This window comes from Polaromonas sp. YR568, assembly GCF_943369415.1.
In the GTDB taxonomy this organism is placed as follows: Bacteria; Pseudomonadota; Gammaproteobacteria; order Burkholderiales; family Burkholderiaceae_C; genus Polaromonas.
Genome location: NZ_CALRNF020000001.1, coordinates 256,181 through 270,865 on the forward strand (window position 1 = coordinate 256,181; position 14,685 = coordinate 270,865).

A 14,685-nucleotide genomic window follows, 5' to 3' on the forward strand; every position below is an offset into this window, starting at 1 on the left:
CGCCATGAACAAAACCGTCCTGAACACAGCCCGGCGACGTCTCCTGCACCTGCTCGCCGCCATCTCGACAGGGACGGCTTTAACAGCGCTTGCCGGCGTTGGCCTGGTGGCGGCTTTTCTTCATTTCTTCCCCGGCGAGGTTGACGATGCGGGTTTTGGCGGAGCTGCGGCAGCCGGCCTGCTCATGATCACCGCCTGGGTGGGCGTCCCGCTGTTTTCAGCCGTGGCTTACTGGCCCCTGAAAAGCCGGTTTTCCCAAAGAAGTCCTGACGAAGACTGACGACAGACGCTTCGCCACCCAGCTCACAGATAGTTAAACAACGCAATCTGCTGGATCTTCACAAAGGTCTGCTGGCTGGCCTGCAGCGCCGTCTGGCGCTGGTAGAACTCGGAGATGGCGCTGGCGTAGTCCAGGTCCTGCAGGTCCGAGAGGTAGCTCTTGTCGTACAGGGCGCGGCTGTCGCCGGTGCTGCCCAGTGCGTCGAGTTCCTGCAGCCGCGTGCCGACGGAGGCGCGCACGGTGAGCACGTTGTCGTGCGCGTTGGTGATCTTGCGGTTGGCGGTGCTCAGGGCGTTCAGCAGTTTGGCCTGGGCGTTGGCGCCGGCGCCGTTCACCGGGGCGCGCAGCGCGGTGATCGCGTCGGTGATGGTGGCGAAGACGTCGGTGCCGGCGTTTTTGGCGTCGGAGACGTTAAAGCTGTCGCCGGCCGCGGGGGCGCCGCTGATGCTCAGCTGCATGCCGCCGAACTGGATGGGGCTGCCGGCGGTGAAGGTGGTCGAAGGCACGATGGACACCGGGGGGATGGTGTTGGTGTCGACCTGGTAGGTCGTGGGCGTGGTGAAGGTGATGACAAAATCCTTGCCGTAGTTGGCATCGCTGATGTCGACCACCGAGGTCGCGCCGAACACGCCGCTGCCGGTGTTGCCGGCCTGCGCCACGCTGACGTAACCCGCGCCGCCCTGCACGCTCTGGAAGATGCTGCGGCCGTCGTCGCTGCCGGCCATCTGGCGCGACACGTCGACCTGCATCAGGCGCTGGCCCTGGTCGCCGGCGTAGAGGATGCTGCCGTTGGCCTGCGTGACGAAGGGCGGGCTGCCGCTCTTGAAGCCGGCGAACAGGAACTGGCCGTTGCCGTCGTCGGTGTTGGCCAGGCCCTGCAGCTGGTCGAAACTGCTTTGCAATGCGGTGGCGAGGGTGGCGCGGTCGGCGTCGGTCATGGTGCCGTTGCCGGCCTCGACCAGCAGGCCCTTGACGGTCTGCATCACGGTGGTCACGCTTTGCAGCGTGTTTTCTTCCATCGAGAGCATCTGGTTGGCCTGGCCGCGGCTGGTGGCGTACTGCGTATTGAGTGCGATCGACTGCGACACGGCCAGCGCGCGCGTGGCGCCCAGCGGGTCGTCCGAGGGCGCGAGGATTTTGCTCGAGGCGCCGATTTGCTGCTGCACGCGCAGCAGGCTGCTTTGCTGCGAGCCCATGGCGGCCTGGCTTTGTTCGTAAAAAGACTGGGTGCTGATACGCATCATGGACTCCTGGTGGCGCTGTGCCGGGTGCTTGTGTTTGTGCTTGCGTGTAAGGACAAGCGCTTAGTTGATACCCAGCACGGCGTCGAACATCGTGGACGCGGTCTGTATCACCTTGGCATTGGCCTGGTACATCTGCTGGAACATCAGCAGGTTGGCGGTTTCCTCGTCCTGGTTGACGCCCGACACCGACTGCTGGGCGCCGCGTATCTGCACGGCCAGGCTGGTCTGCGCGGTGCCGGCGATCTGGATCTGGCGGGCCTTGTTGCCGACGCTGCTGACCAGCTGGGCATAGGAATCGTTGAAGCTGGCGGTGCCGTTGCTCATGGTCTTCTTGTTCTGCAGCGCGCCCAGCAGCAGGGCATTGCTGCCGTCGGAGACGCCGCCGCTGTTCTTGTCGACGGTGAAGGTGTCGCCGTTGCGGGGCGTGCCGCTGATGCTGACGCTGATGCCGTTGAAGGTCATGGTCGCACCGGGCGAGTAGTTGACGGCGGAGCCGGGCGCATAGGGGCTGGCCGGGTCCGGCGTGCCGTTGGCCAGTGTCACCGTGACGGCCGCGCCGGCCGGGAAACCGGAAATCTGATTGGTGGTGCCGTCATAGCTCAGCGTCACCTTGGCGGCCAGTGGCGCGCCCAGGTAGGCGGCGTCGACCTTGCCGGCGCTGATCTTGCCGCTGCCCTGGTTGGCGGCCGTGTTGCCGGTGACGATGGGCGAAGCCGCCGCGATCTTGGCGGGGTCGCTGACCAGCACCGAGAGGTCGCGCGCGCCGGTGCGGGTGGGCTGGATCAGGAAGGAGTCGCCAGGGGCGCCGGCGCCGCTGGCCAGGGTCAGGGTGACGCCGTCGAAGGTGGTGGTGTCGGCGGGCGCGGCGCCCGGAAACCCCGCGGTCATGGGAATGACCTGGTTGTCCGACAGGCGCGTCAGGGTGTAGCTGGGGCCGGTGCCCACATCCAGGCGGTAGTCGCTGGTGGTCAGCTGGCTGGTGTCGGAAAACGAGGGCGTCATCACCAGGTTGCCGGTGTTGCGGCTGTTCGTCAGCAGGGCCGGGCTGGCCTGTGAAAAGAAGTCCGTGCCCAGCACGCCGTTCAGGTCTATGCCGAGGTTTTGCTGGGCGTTGAAGGCGTCCGACAGGGCAATCGCAATGCGGCCCAGGGAGTTTTGCGCGGGGATCAGCGACTCGTTGCGGAACTGCATCAGGCCGCCCAGGGTGCCGCCGGTGAGCATGCTGTCCGGCATCTGCACGGCCATGCCGGCGGCGTTCACCACCGCGACGGCCATGCGGCTCGGGTCGGCTGCGGAAGGCACGGCCGCGAGCTTGGTGGCGTGGTCGCCCAGCACCAGGGACTGGCCGTTGCCGATGGAAATGTTGTACTGGCCGCCGTCCTGCACCACGAGTTTGGTGCCCACCAGCAGGCCCAGCTGGTTGACCAGCTGGTCGCGCTGGTCCAGCAGGTCGTTGGGGGCCTGGCCGCCCGCATTGCTGAGCATGGCCACCTGTTTGTTCAGGCTGGCGATCTGCTCGGCATAGGTGTTGATCTGCTCGACGTTGCCGGAGATCTGGTCGTTGGTGGTGCCGTTCAGGCCGCTCAGGTACTGGTCCATGGAACGGAACTGGTTGGCGGTGGCCTGCGCGGAGCTGATCAGCTGCTGGCGCGCGGCAGGGTCGGCCGGCGTGTTGGCGACCGCCTGGATGTTGGTGAACAGCGACTGCAGCTGCGGCGCCAGGCCGGCTTTCTGGTTGGCCAGCAGGTTGTCGATCTGGCTGATCTGCGTGTAGTAAGTCGTCAGCGACTGGTTCAGCGACTGCGCCTGGTTGAGCTGCGAGGCCAGGTAGGTGTCGTAGCTGCGGCTGACGTCCACCACCTTGGCGCCGCTGCCGAAGAAACCGACGCTGGCGTGGTAGGTGCCGCCGGCGCTGGCGATCTGCGCGGACTGGCGGCTGTAGCCGGCGGTGTTGACGTTGGCGGTGTTGTGGCCGGTGGTCACCAGCGCGGCCTGGGCGGCGTTCAGGCCGCTCAGGCCTGTGTAAAACATGCTATTGGACATAAATCGGGTCTTTCACGGCGGCGAGGCGCGCCTGGGAGTGCTGGGGACGCTCACGGGATAGATACATAAATAACGGCCGGGGCCTGGAAGAACTTGAGGAAAAACCAGGCCCCTTGCATTTTTTTAACGCCGTTCACAAAACCCAGCGAAGCGGTCCTGGCTAGGCGCGACGCCGCAGACAGTGCTCCAGCACGGCAAGGCGGCCGCAACAACGCCAGGAGGGTTTTTTGAGCGGCGCGGCATCAGGCGGCCAAAGACTTCTGCCATCTCTTGGCCCGCTCTTCAAATTCACGCTGCCGGTCTTCGTCGGCCATGCCGGCCTTGTAGACGGAGTCGCCGATCATTCCCTTGATTTCCTTGACCGCCGCCGCGCTGCGATGGGCCAGGTTTTTCACCTCGGCGGCCACCAGGGCAAAGCCGCGGCCCTGCTCACCGGCACGGGCCGCTTCAGCGGCCGCGCTCTGCGCGACACAACTCGTCTGCAGCGCGATCTCGTCGATCACGCCGATGATGCCGACGATCTTGTGGGAAGGAACGGAATGGCCGGCGTGGGCATGGCCGCAAGGCTGGGCCGCGGACTTCGCGGCCTGGCCGGCATGGCCCAATGTGGAGGCAAGCGCCATCTCTGCGGCATTCGGTACGGGGTAGCGTGTTGTCGCGTGCATACGCACTCCTTGGAAATCAATGGTGATGGCCTGCAAGGGTTACCCGGGGCACGCCTTGCTTCTTGTTTATCGGTCTGTCGCGGCGGAAACTTGAGTCAAATCTCCATCTGTTACAGGCTTTTTTCGGTCTTCTTTAAAAGGTTTCCCAGTTGCCGCCGGCTGCGGCCAGCTCGCGCGGCGCCGCGATGGCCTGGCGCGCCTGGGGCGGTTGCTTGGGCGTGGCGGCCGGGCGCGCGGCGGGCTTGGGGCGCTGCGGCGCGGGCTGCTCGTGGCCGCCTTCCAGCTGGAACACACTGACGACCTGCGACAGTTCGCCGGCCTGCTCCTGCAGCGAAGACGCGGCGGCTGCTGCTTCTTCCACCAACGCGGCATTTTGCTGCGTGACCTGGTCCATCTGCGTGATCGCCTGGTTGACCTGCTCGATGCCGGCCGTCTGTTCCTGGCTGGCGGCGGTGATCTCGGCCATGATGTCGGTCACGCGCTTGACGCTGTCGACGATCTCGTCCATGGTGCGGCCGGCTTCGGCGACCTGCTTGCTGCCCTCTTCGACCTTGTCGACCGAGTCGCCTATCAGTGTCTTGATTTCTTTCGCGGCGGCGGCGCTGCGCTGGGCCAGGTTGCGAACTTCCGCCGCAACCACGGCAAAGCCACGGCCTTGCTCGCCCGCTCTTGCAGCTTCAACAGCGGCATTCAAAGCCAGGATATTGGTCTGGAAGGCAATGCCGTCAATCACACCAATGATGTCGACGATCTTGCGCGAGGAAGCATTGATGGCGCCCATGGTTCCCACCACTTCGGCCACCACACTGCCGCCCTTGACGGCCACGCCCGAGGCGGACACCGCCAGCTGGTTGGCTTGCCGTGCGTTGTCGGCATTCTGTTTGACCGTTGATGTCAGTTCTTCCATCGAGGCGGCGGTCTCTTCAAGCGAACTCGCCTGCTCTTCGGTGCGCGAGGACAGGTCGTGGTTGCCGGCCGCGATCTCGCTGCTGGCCGTGGCGATGGTGCCGCTGGCCTGGCGGATCTGGCTGATGACCCGGGACAGTTCCTGCTGCATCTTGTGGATGGCATACAGGAGGCTGCGGCTGTCGCCCTTGCGCAGGTCCACCTGGACCGTCAGGTCGCCGGCGGCCACGCGGTCGACGATGCCGGCGGCGTAGGCCGGCTCCCCGCCAATCTGCATGCCCAGCATGCGCGCCATCATGACACCCAGGCCTATGCTGGCGGCGATGCCGCCCAGCACCAGCAGCAGCATCATCAGGCGCGAGGCCTTGTAGGTTCCGCCCACGTTTTCCATGCTGGCCCTGGCCTGCTCGTCGCTGTAGGCCACCATTTTCTGCAGGATCTCCTCGACCACGCGCGAATCCTTCACCAGGGTGGCGCTGTCGTCGAAGACCTTGCCGTCGTACTGCGAGGAGTCCAGCGACTGCTTCATCAGCAACGCCACAAAATCGTTCATCCGCTGCTTGAGCTGCGGCATCCTGGCGGCGAACTGCTGGTACAGCGCCGCGCCGGCGGCTTCGTCTTCCAGCAGCGGCTTGACCTCGGCCATGCGCTGTTCAACGCCTTGCAAAGCCGCCGCGATGTCTTTTTTCCCGGTATTGCGCTCGCCGATGGAGGAAGCCGACAGCAGCGTCATCTGGGCCCGGCTGGCGTAGAGCAGGTGGATATTGGCTTCCTGCACGGCCTTGAGCGCGACCACCTCCTGGCTGTAGAGATTTTCCGTGGCGGCACTGATGCGGCCCATGTGGAAGATGCCCAGGCCGCCTATGACGGCACCTACGGCCGCGACGACAAGAAAACTTCCGACCAGCTTGGTCATGACGCGAAGTTGATGAAACCACTGCATATTTTTTTCCTTTTTGAAGGCCGCGAATGCGAACGTTGAACTCAACAGATGACAAACAAAAAAACTGAACGGTTTCCCGGCGCCCGCAGGCGCCGGCAATCTGGCTGGAGGGTGAAGGGGCTCAGGGCCGGAACATGCCGGCGCCTGGTGTATGCGCCCGGCTAGAAAGTCTCCCAGCCCTCGCCCGCCACGGCCAGATCGCCGGCCGCCGCCGGCTTGCGCCGGGGCGGCGCGATGGCCGGCCGGGCCTGGGGCGGCTGCCTGGGCGCTGCGGCGGGCCGGCTTGCGCGGACGGGCTGCACGTACTGGATGTCGCGGTCATGCCCGCCGTCCAGCTTGAACACGCTGACCACCTGCGAGAGATTGCCGGCCTGCTCCTGCATGGACGATGCGGCGGCGGCGGCTTCCTCCACCAGCGCGGCATTTTGCTGCGTGACCTGGTCCATCTGCGTGATCGCCTGGTTGACCTGCTCGATGCCCTGTGTCTGCTCCTGGCTGGCGGCCGTGATCTCGGCCATGATGTCGGTCACGCGCTTGACGCTGTCGACGATCTCGTCCATGGTGCGGCCCGCCTCGGCGACCTGCTTGCTGCCTTCCTCGACCTTCTCGACCGAGTCGCCTATCAGTGTCTTGATTTCTTTCGCGGCCGCGGCGCTGCGTTGCGCAAGGTTGCGCACTTCGGCGGCCACCACGGCAAAACCACGGCCTTGTTCACCGGCTCTTGCCGCTTCGACAGCGGCGTTGAGCGCCAGGATATTGGTCTGGAAGGCAATGCCGTCAATCACGCTGATGATGTCGACGATCTTTTTGGAAGACGCGTTGATGGCCCCCATGGTGCCGACCACGTCGGCCACCACACTGCCGCCCTTGACCGCAATGCTGGAGGCCGACACCGCCAGCTGGTTCGCCTGCTTCGCGTTGTCGGCATTCTGTTTGACGGTGGAGGTGATCTGCTCCATCGAGGCGGCCGTCTCCTGCAGCGCGCTCGCCTGCTCTTCCGTGCGCGACGACAGGTCGTGGTTGCCGGCGGCGATCTGGCTGGAGGCCGTCGCGATAGTGTCGGTGCCGCTGCGCACGTCGCCGACGATGCCCACCAGGTTGTCGTTCATGTCCTTCAAGGCCTGCATCAGCTGGCCGGTCTCGTCCTTGCTCGTGACGTCGATGCGGCTGGTCAGGTCGCCGGCGGCCACGGTCTCGGCCACGCGCAGGGCGCGGCTCAGCGGGCGGGTGATGCCCAGCGTGAGCCACCATGACAGCAGGGCGCCCAGCGCCAGCGCCGCCAGGGCCATCGCGCCCAGGCTCATGCGGCTGGAGCGGTAGAGCACGTCGATGGCGCTCACGGTTTCATCGATATGGTTTTTCTGGAAATTCAGCATCGCGCGGATGCTGGCGTCATAGGTCTCCAGCGCGGGCACAAGCTTGCTGTCCACCAGTTCCACCGCCTGCGCGGCCTCACCCTGGGTTTTGAGCTTGACCGCCGCCGTTCGGATGCCGATGTAGGCCGCGCGCTTGGCCATGCTGTCTTCGTACAGCTTCTTTTCTTCCGGCGTGTCCAGCATGGCCAGCAGCTTTCCCGAGATTTCGGTGATCGCCAGGCTGGTTTTGGCAATGGCCTTCTGGAAGTACTGCTGGTCCTGAGGGTCGGTGCTTTTGACCAGCGCGAAGGTGCGCACGCTGTTGGTGCTGGTCAACACCATCCACTCGGACGCCAGCCTCTCCTTGACCAGGGCCTGGCCGGCCATGTCGCTGGTGGCGTGCCCCACGCCCTGCAGCCGCCAGATGCCCAGCGCCGCAATCGCGGTCAGGAACACCAGCACCAGCGCGAAGCCCAGGCCCAGTCGGGTGCCTATTTTCAAGTTACGGATGTTCATGGCACTCTTTGTGAAAGGGGAAGGTAGTGGGTTGTCATCGCCGGCTTCATGCGCGGATTCAGGTCATCTGTTTCATGATGCGCACCAGTTTTCCGCCGTACTCGGGGTCGGTCGCATAACCGGCGCGCTGCAGGCCGTGCGCGGCCTCGGCCGGGTCGCGCGTGGCGACCACGCCGGAATAACGCGGGTTGGTCGACAGGAATTTCGCGTAGTCGGCGAAGGCCTCGTCGTACGAGCCGTAGGCGCGGAAAGAGGCGCGCGTCTTTTGCGGCGCGCCGTTGACAAATTCGGTGGTGGCGGATTCGGCCACCGGGCCCTTCCAGCTCTTGTCGGCCTTGATGCCGAACACGTTGAAGCTGGTGCTGCCGTCTTCCATGCGGATTTCGCGCTTGCCCCAGCCGGACTCCAGCGCCGCCTGCGCCATGATCAATTGCGCCGGCACGCCGCTGGCTTCGCTGGCGCGCTGCGCGGCCGGCAGCAGGCGCGAGACGAAAGCCTCGACATGCGCCTGCGGCAGCGCGCTGCGGCTCATCGTCGCCTGCGCGGTGGCCGTTTCGTATTGCGACAGGTCGGGCGCGCGGCTCACGGGCGCCGAGGGCAAATAAGACGGTGAATACGGCTGCGGGAAGGCTTGCGCCTTGGGCGCCACCGCGCCGGCCCCGCCGGGCAGAACCGCCATGGGCAAGGCGCCGGCCTGCGGCGCGGCGCTGTCGCCGCCCGTCATGCGGCTGAGCTGCGCGTACATGGCATCGGCCAGCCCCAGGCCGCGGCCCGAGAGGTTTTGCGACAGCTGCTGGTCCAGCATCGAGGTGTACATTTTTTCCGACTGGCTGCTGAGCATGCCGTCGGACGGCGTGGCCTCGCGCATGCTTTTGAGGACCATGCTCATGAACATCACCTCGAACTGTTTAGAGGCCTGCTTCATGCCCTCCTGCGGGGAGTTGCGCGCCGTGCGCCTGAGCTCGTCCACGCCCTGCACGTCCAGCGACAGGCGCTGGTCGAGAACGCCGGAGGCCGGCGTGTTCAGGCCGCTGGTGCCGGCGATGGTGGTGCTGCTCATGGCTTCGGGTTCCGGGCTTTAAATGATTTCGAGTTCGGCGCGCAGGGCGCCCGCGGCCTTCATGGCCTGCAGGATGGACACCAGGTCCTGCGGGTTGGCGCCCAGGGCGTTCAGGCCCTTGATCACGTCGGCCAGCGAAGCGCCGCTCTTCACGACCTGCAATGCGCCGCCGCCCTGGCTCAGCTCGATCTGCGAGCGCTGGGTGGCCACGGTGCTGCCGCCCGACAAGGCGCCGGGCTGGCTGATGACGGGTTCGGTGTTGATGACCACCGACAGATTGCCGTGCGCCACCGCGCAGTCGTTGATACGCACCGTCTGGTTCATCACCACCGAGCCGGTGCGCGCGTTGATCACCACCTTGGCCACGGCCTGCGACGGGTTCACGTCGAGTTCCTCGATGCGGGCCAGGAAGCCGACGCGCTCCTCGGGCCGCGCCGGCGCGGTCACCTGGATCATGCGCGCGTCCAGCGCCTGCGCCGTGCCGGGGCCGAAGCTGCGGTTGATCGCGTCCACGGCCTTTTGCGCGGTGCCGAAATCGGTTTTGTTGAGCTCTATCACCAGCGTGCCGTCGCCGCCCAGGGGCGAGTCCACCGCGCGCTCGACGATGGCGCCCGCCGGGATGCGGCCCGAGCTGAGCTGGTTGATCTTGACCTGGCTGCCGCTGGCCGAAGCGCCCGCGCCGCCGACCACCATGTTGCCCTGCGCCAGCGCGTAGACCTGGCCGTCCGCGCCCTTGAGCGGCGTCATCAGCAGCGTGCCGCCGCGCAGGCTCTTGGCATTGCCCAGCGAGGACACCGTGACGTCTATGGTCTGGCCCGGCCGCACAAAAGGCGGCAGCACCGCGGTCACCATCACGGCGGCCACGTTCTTGAGTTGCATGTTGGTGCCGGCCGGCACCGTCACGCCCAGCTGGCCCAGCATGTTGTTCAGGCTCTGGGTGGTGAAGGGCGTCTGCATGGTCTGGTCGCCGCTGCCGTCCAGGCCCACCATCAGGCCGTAGCCGATCAGCGGGTTGTCGCGCACGCCCTGGATGCTGGCGAGGTCCTTGATACGCTCGGCCTTCGCGTGCGGCACGGCCAGGACGGCCACCACCACCAGGGCCGGCGGCAGCAGGCACAGCTTGAGCAGGGACATGAACGACGCGCGCGGGCCGCGGCGGCGGGAAAGGGAAGGGTTGGGTTTGCGCATGAGGGTGCTCAGAACGGCAGTACGTTGAGGAAGACGCGCTGCAGCCAGCCCATGGTCTGCGCCTCGTCGATGTAGCCTTTGGCGCTGTACTCGATGCGCGCGTCGGCCACCTGGTTGGAAGGCACGGCGTTGTTGGCGCCCACGGTGCGCGGGTTGACCACGCCGGAGAAGCGGATGTATTCCGTGCCCTGGTTGATCAGCATCTGCTTTTCGCCGCTGACCAGCAGGTTGCCGTTGTCCAGCACTTCCACCACCGTGACCGTGATCACGCCGTTGAAGGTGTTTTTCGAATTGGCGCCGCCCTTGGCGCTCAAGATGTTCTTGCCGGCCCCGTCGGCATCCTGGTCGCCGGAGATCAGGCCGCTGAGCAGCTTGGGCACCAGGCCCAGCACCGAGCTCACGCTGCCGGTGCGGCTGGCATCGGCGGCCGAGTTCTTGCTGGCGTTGATGTTCTCGCTGATGACGATGGTGAGGATGTCGCCCACATAACGCGGCCGCCTGTCCTCGAACAGCGCCTGCGCGCCGAAGCCGGTGCGGTAGATCGCCCCGTTCACCGGCGCGGCGGGCCGCTGCTTCGCGTCGTTGCGCGCCGTCATCGGCTGGTGCACGATGGGCTCGCGCGGTATCTGCGCGCAGCCGCCCAGCAACAGCAGCAGCCCGACGGCGGCCAGCATCCAGCCGCGGGCGCGGCCGGTCTTCGCAATCGGGCGGTTCATCACAGCTGGGCCAGGCGCGCGAGCATCTGGTCGGACGTCTGCACCGCTTTGCTGTTGATCTCGTAGGAGCGCTGGGTCTGGATCATGTTGACCAGCTCTTCCACCACGTTCACGTTCGAGGACTCGACGTAACCCTGGTTGAGCACGCCCGCGCCGTTCTGGCCCGGCGCGGTCTGGTTGGCGCCGCCCGAGGCGTCGGTTTCCACATACAGGTTCTCGCCCTTGCTTTCCAGGCCGGACGGGTTCATGAAGGTCGCCAGCTGGATCTGGCCGACCTGCACGCTGGCGCTGCTGCCGCCCTGCGTGACGGAGACCGTGCCGTCGCGGCCTATGGTCAGGCCCGTGGTGTCCTGCGGCAGCGTGATGGCCGGCTGCAGCGGATAGCCGTTGGCCGTCACCAGCTGGCCGTTCTGGTCGGGCTGGAAGGAACCGTCGCGCGTGTAGGCCGCGGTGCCGTCGGGCATCAGCACCTGGAAGAAGCCGCCGCCGTTGATGGAGACGTCGCGCGGGTTGTCGGTCTTGGTCGGGTTGCCCTGGGTATGAATGCGTTCCGTGGCCACCACGCGCACGCCGGTGCCTATCTGCAGGCCCGAGGGCATGCGCGTCTGGTCCGAAGTCTGGCCGCCGCTCTGGCGCAGGTTCTGGTACAGCAGGTCTTCAAACACCGCGCGGCTGCGCTTGAAGCCCGTGGTGCCGACGTTGGCCAGGTTGTTGGCCACGACGTCGAGCTGGGTCTGCTGTGCATCCAGGCCGGTCTTGGCGATCCAGAGGGAACGAATCATGAGGGAACTCCTGCGAAAGGTAAAAAGCGGATTGCAAAAAGGGTGAAGGGGCCGCGGCCGGCTTCACGCTCCTGAAGGGTGGTTGAGTGCCATCAACCGTTGCCCAGCAGCTTGTTGGCCTGCTGGTCGTTGCTTTCGGCGGTCTGCACGGTCTTCATCTGCATTTCAAAGCGCCGCGCGTTGGAAATCATCTGCACCATCACCTCCACCGGGTTGACGTTGCTGCCCTCCAGCGCGCCGGATTGCACGCGCACTTCGGGGTCGGCCTGCGGCGCGGGGCGGCCCGGCTGCATGCGAAACAGGCCGTCGTCGCCGCGCACCAGGTCGGCGTTGGCCGGGTTCACCAGCTTCAGGCGCCCCACTTCGGCGGCGCCGGCCACCGGGTCGCCGGCGCCTATCGCCGTGATGACGCCGTCGCCGCCCACCACCAGGGAGGAGCCGGGCGGCACCACCAGCGGGCCGGCGTCACCCATCACCGGTCGCGAGCCCATGGTGGTGATCTGGCCTTCGGAGCCGACCTGCAGGTTGCCCACGCGGGTGTAGGCTTCGCTGCCGTCGGGCATCTGCACCGCCAGCCAGCCGTCGCCGCGCACCGCGACGTCCAGCGGGCGTCCGGTCTGCGTCAGCGGTCCGGCGCTCATGTCCGCGCCCGGCGTGGTGGCGACCACCATGGCGCGCGTGCCCATTTCCTCGCCGGTCACGGGCACCGCGCGAAAGCTGTTGATCTGCGCGCGAAAGCCGGGCGTGGACGCGTTGGCCATGTTGTTGGCCACCGAAGCCTGCTGCTCCAGCGCCTGCTTGGCGCCGCTCAGGCCGATATAAATCATCCGGTCCATGTGGTTCCCTGCTTCTTTCTGCTTTTATGCCGTGTGCGAGCCCGCGGGCATCAGCGCATGTTCACCAGGGTCTGCATGACCTGGTCCTGCGTCTTCACCGTCTGGGCGTTGGCCTGGTAGGTGCGCTGGGCGATGATCAGGTTGACGAGTTCGGAGGTCAGGTCGACGTTGGACGCCTCGACCGAGCCGGAGGCCAGCGCGCCCAGCTTGGTGCCGCTGCCGGGCGAACCGGTCAGGGGCTGGCCCGATTCGGCGGTCTCGGCCCAGACGTTGTCGCCCTTGGGCTGCAGGCCGTTGGGGTTGACGAAGGACGACAGCACGACCTGGCCCAGCGCCTGGCTCTGCTCGTTGGAGTATTTGCCGGTGATGGTGCCGTCTTCATTGATGGCGAAAGCCGTCAGCTGGCCGGAGGTGTAGCCGTCCTGCGTGAGCTTTTTCGGGTCGTTGACGTTGCCGAACTGCGTGCTTTTCGTCAGGTCCATGGTGAAGGTCAGCGGGGTGGAGCCGTTGGCGAAGTCCAGGCCGGTGAAGGACATCTTGCCGCCCACCAGCGTGGAGGGCGCGGCGGAAACCAGGTTGCCGTTGGTGTCGAAACTCAGGGTGCCGGTGGCCAGCGGCGCGCTGTTGGCGGCGACGGGCGGGCCGGCGGGCGTGGGCGCGGCCACCATGGCGCCCGCGGCGTTCAGCGGGTAGCCGTCGGCGGTGGCGTAGACGCTCCAGGCATTGGCGCCGGTCTTCACGAAGAAGGTGGCCACCTCATGCGAATTGCCCAACGAGTCGTAGACCTTGACCGGGTTGGAATAGCTGTAGGTGGCCGAGTTGTTGGCGTCGAAGGGCGTGGCGGCGGGAACCGTGCTGCGCGAATCGAGGTTGTACTGCGACACGATGCTTTGCGTGGCGTTGGGCGCCATCGCGGCGGTGGGCAGTTGCAGCGGGCCGGGGCTGCCGCCGGCGACGGTGCCGTTGGCCGAGACCTGGTAGCCGGTCAGGCGCAGGCCGCCCGCGTTGACGATGTAGCCGTTGGCGTCCTGGTCGAACTGGCCGTTGCGCGAATACATGACTTCACCGCTGGGGCTGGCCATGCGGAAGAAACCGTCGCCGTTGACGATGGCCACGTCCAGGCCGCGCGTGCTGCTCTGCACGGCGCCCGCGCTGAAGTTCTGCACCACCGCGGCAACCCGCGTTCCCAGGCCCACGCGGGAGCCCGCGTACACGTCCGAGAACAGGGCATTGCCCGACTTGAAGCCGACCGTGCCGGAGTTGGCGATGTTGTTGCCGATGACGTCGAGATTGCTGGCGGAGGCGTTCAGGCCACTCACCCCTTGTGCGAAACCCATGGTGTTTCCTTTTGTTGTTCAGTTGCTTGCGGTTGAAGGGAAATGGGCGAGCGCCCTTGACTCAGAAATTCGGATATCCGGAATGCCAAAAAAATCAGAGAACCTTGCGGACCTCGTTGAGCCCGACGCTGCGGCCGCCGCCCAGGTCCAGCGACGCGCCGCCGTAGACCTGCGCGATGCTCGCGACCGTGCCGTAGGTCAGCGCCAGCGAAGCCACGTCCTGGCTGCCGGCCTTGGCCGTCACGCTCAGGGTGTAGGCGCCGTCCGGCGCGGCGGTGCCGGTGTCGGTCTTGCCGTCCCAGTCCACCGTCTTCACGCCCGGCTGCAGCGCGCCCAGGTCGAAGGTGCGAACGGTGTCGCCCGCGGCGTTCTTCACGCTCACCTTGACCGAGTCGGCGGCGCCGGCCAGGTCCACGCCGAATTGCGTGGCCGCGCCGTCCTTGACGGCCAGTTCCTTGCCCGGCACCAGCACGGTGCGGCCAATCAGCGCGGCCGACTGCAGCACCTGGCCGGAGCCGCTCTGCGACAGCAGCGACTGCACCGCGCCGTTGAGTTTTTCGATGCCGCTGACGGTGCTCATCTGGGCGAGCTGAGAGGTCAGCTGCGCGTTGTCCAGCGGGTTGAGCGGGTCCTGGTTGTTCAGCTGCGTGACCAGCAGCTTGAGGAAGCGCTGCTCGCTGTCGGCGGCGGAACCCTGCTGGGAAGCCAGGGCGTTCAGCGCGCTCGCGGGATCGGATGCGGCAGGTGCGTTCACGGCCATAAGATGTTTCCTGGGAAGTTAAGTGAGGTGCGGAAAGGGAAAAGACAAAAGGCG

Annotated in this window: 12 protein-coding genes and 1 pseudogene; 1 reads left to right on the forward strand and 12 read right to left on the reverse strand. The window is 66.3% G+C overall.

The features are described 5' to 3' along the window. Positions 1 to 4 precede the first annotated feature (4 nt). Positions 5 to 280 carry a hypothetical protein gene (locus tag ACLV74_RS01275; protein WP_411877546.1) on the forward strand — a complete coding sequence of 92 codons (276 nt, stop codon included), beginning with the start codon at positions 5 to 7 and terminating at the stop codon, positions 278 to 280. Between the two features lie 23 nt (positions 281 to 303). On the opposite strand, the gene flgL is transcribed toward ACLV74_RS01275, so the two are convergent. The 12 genes and pseudogenes from flgL to ACLV74_RS01335 all read right to left on the reverse strand — a co-directional run bounded on the left by flgL (position 304) and on the right by ACLV74_RS01335 (position 14,631). Further along, positions 304 to 1,521 (reverse strand): flagellar hook-associated protein FlgL, encoded by a 1,218-nt coding sequence (flgL, locus tag ACLV74_RS01280; protein WP_411877547.1) that lies wholly within the window; start codon positions 1,519 to 1,521, stop codon positions 304 to 306. A gap of 63 nt (positions 1,522 to 1,584) precedes the next feature. Next, positions 1,585 to 3,567 (reverse strand): flagellar hook-associated protein FlgK, encoded by a 1,983-nt coding sequence (gene flgK / locus ACLV74_RS01285; protein WP_411877548.1) that lies wholly within the window; start codon positions 3,565 to 3,567, stop codon positions 1,585 to 1,587. 320 nt (positions 3,568 to 3,887) lie between these two features. Continuing rightward, positions 3,888 to 4,232 (reverse strand): annotated as a pseudogene (locus tag ACLV74_RS01290) (methyl-accepting chemotaxis protein); the annotation flags it as partial. 133 nt (positions 4,233 to 4,365) lie between these two features. Further along, the gene (locus ACLV74_RS01295; RefSeq protein ID WP_411877549.1) at positions 4,366 to 6,081 is read right to left on the reverse strand and encodes a methyl-accepting chemotaxis protein; all 1,716 of its coding nucleotides are present in this window, start codon (positions 6,079 to 6,081) and stop codon (positions 4,366 to 4,368) included. A gap of 161 nt (positions 6,082 to 6,242) precedes the next feature. Then, positions 6,243 to 7,952, reverse strand: a complete 1,710-nt coding sequence (locus ACLV74_RS01300; protein ID WP_411877550.1) for a methyl-accepting chemotaxis protein — start codon at positions 7,950 to 7,952, stop codon at positions 6,243 to 6,245. Positions 7,953 to 8,010: 58 nt separating this feature from the next. Continuing rightward, complete coding sequence (gene flgJ / locus ACLV74_RS01305) at positions 8,011 to 9,012, reverse strand: flagellar assembly peptidoglycan hydrolase FlgJ (RefSeq protein ID WP_411877551.1); 1,002 nt, start codon at positions 9,010 to 9,012, stop codon at positions 8,011 to 8,013. 18 nt (positions 9,013 to 9,030) lie between these two features. Continuing rightward, positions 9,031 to 10,200 (reverse strand): flagellar basal body P-ring protein FlgI, encoded by a 1,170-nt coding sequence (locus ACLV74_RS01310; protein ID WP_411877552.1) that lies wholly within the window; start codon positions 10,198 to 10,200, stop codon positions 9,031 to 9,033. 8 nt (positions 10,201 to 10,208) lie between these two features. Then, a complete protein-coding gene (locus ACLV74_RS01315; protein ID WP_411877553.1) occupies positions 10,209 to 10,916 on the reverse strand; it encodes a flagellar basal body L-ring protein FlgH in 708 nt (235 codons plus the stop codon). Further along, the gene (flgG, locus tag ACLV74_RS01320) at positions 10,916 to 11,698 is read right to left on the reverse strand and encodes a flagellar basal-body rod protein FlgG (RefSeq protein ID WP_411877554.1); all 783 of its coding nucleotides are present in this window, start codon (positions 11,696 to 11,698) and stop codon (positions 10,916 to 10,918) included. Before flgG ends, ACLV74_RS01315 begins: the two co-directional genes overlap by 1 nt. Positions 11,699 to 11,790: 92 nt before the next feature. Further along, positions 11,791 to 12,534, reverse strand: a complete 744-nt coding sequence (locus ACLV74_RS01325; protein ID WP_411877555.1) for a flagellar basal body rod protein FlgF — start codon at positions 12,532 to 12,534, stop codon at positions 11,791 to 11,793. A gap of 50 nt (positions 12,535 to 12,584) precedes the next feature. Then, positions 12,585 to 13,871 (reverse strand): flagellar hook protein FlgE, encoded by a 1,287-nt coding sequence (gene flgE / locus ACLV74_RS01330; protein WP_411877556.1) that lies wholly within the window; start codon positions 13,869 to 13,871, stop codon positions 12,585 to 12,587. Positions 13,872 to 13,965: 94 nt separating this feature from the next. Further along, positions 13,966 to 14,631: a flagellar hook assembly protein FlgD gene (locus ACLV74_RS01335; protein ID WP_411877557.1), complete on the reverse strand. Its 666-nt coding sequence runs from the start codon at positions 14,629 to 14,631 to the stop codon at positions 13,966 to 13,968. Positions 14,632 to 14,685 lie beyond the last annotated feature (54 nt).

What these genes read in the sequence shown, in the direction of transcription:
- ACLV74_RS01275 (WP_411877546.1), top strand. Translation starts at nt 5, where the DNA reads ATGAACAAAACCGTCCTGAACACAGCCCGGCGACGTCTCCTGCACCTG.
- flgL (WP_411877547.1), bottom strand. Translation starts at nt 1,521, where the DNA reads ATGCGTATCAGCACCCAGTCTTTTTACGAACAAAGCCAGGCCGCCATG.
- flgK (WP_411877548.1), bottom strand. Translation starts at nt 3,567, where the DNA reads ATGTCCAATAGCATGTTTTACACAGGCCTGAGCGGCCTGAACGCCGCC.
- ACLV74_RS01295 (WP_411877549.1), bottom strand. Translation starts at nt 6,081, where the DNA reads ATGCAGTGGTTTCATCAACTTCGCGTCATGACCAAGCTGGTCGGAAGT.
- ACLV74_RS01300 (WP_411877550.1), bottom strand. Translation starts at nt 7,952, where the DNA reads ATGAACATCCGTAACTTGAAAATAGGCACCCGACTGGGCCTGGGCTTC.
- flgJ (WP_411877551.1), bottom strand. Translation starts at nt 9,012, where the DNA reads ATGAGCAGCACCACCATCGCCGGCACCAGCGGCCTGAACACGCCGGCC.
- ACLV74_RS01310 (WP_411877552.1), bottom strand. Translation starts at nt 10,200, where the DNA reads ATGCGCAAACCCAACCCTTCCCTTTCCCGCCGCCGCGGCCCGCGCGCG.
- ACLV74_RS01315 (WP_411877553.1), bottom strand. Translation starts at nt 10,916, where the DNA reads ATGAACCGCCCGATTGCGAAGACCGGCCGCGCCCGCGGCTGGATGCTG.
- flgG (WP_411877554.1), bottom strand. Translation starts at nt 11,698, where the DNA reads ATGATTCGTTCCCTCTGGATCGCCAAGACCGGCCTGGATGCACAGCAG.
- ACLV74_RS01325 (WP_411877555.1), bottom strand. Translation starts at nt 12,534, where the DNA reads ATGGACCGGATGATTTATATCGGCCTGAGCGGCGCCAAGCAGGCGCTG.
- flgE (WP_411877556.1), bottom strand. Translation starts at nt 13,871, where the DNA reads ATGGGTTTCGCACAAGGGGTGAGTGGCCTGAACGCCTCCGCCAGCAAT.
- ACLV74_RS01335 (WP_411877557.1), bottom strand. Translation starts at nt 14,631, where the DNA reads ATGGCCGTGAACGCACCTGCCGCATCCGATCCCGCGAGCGCGCTGAAC.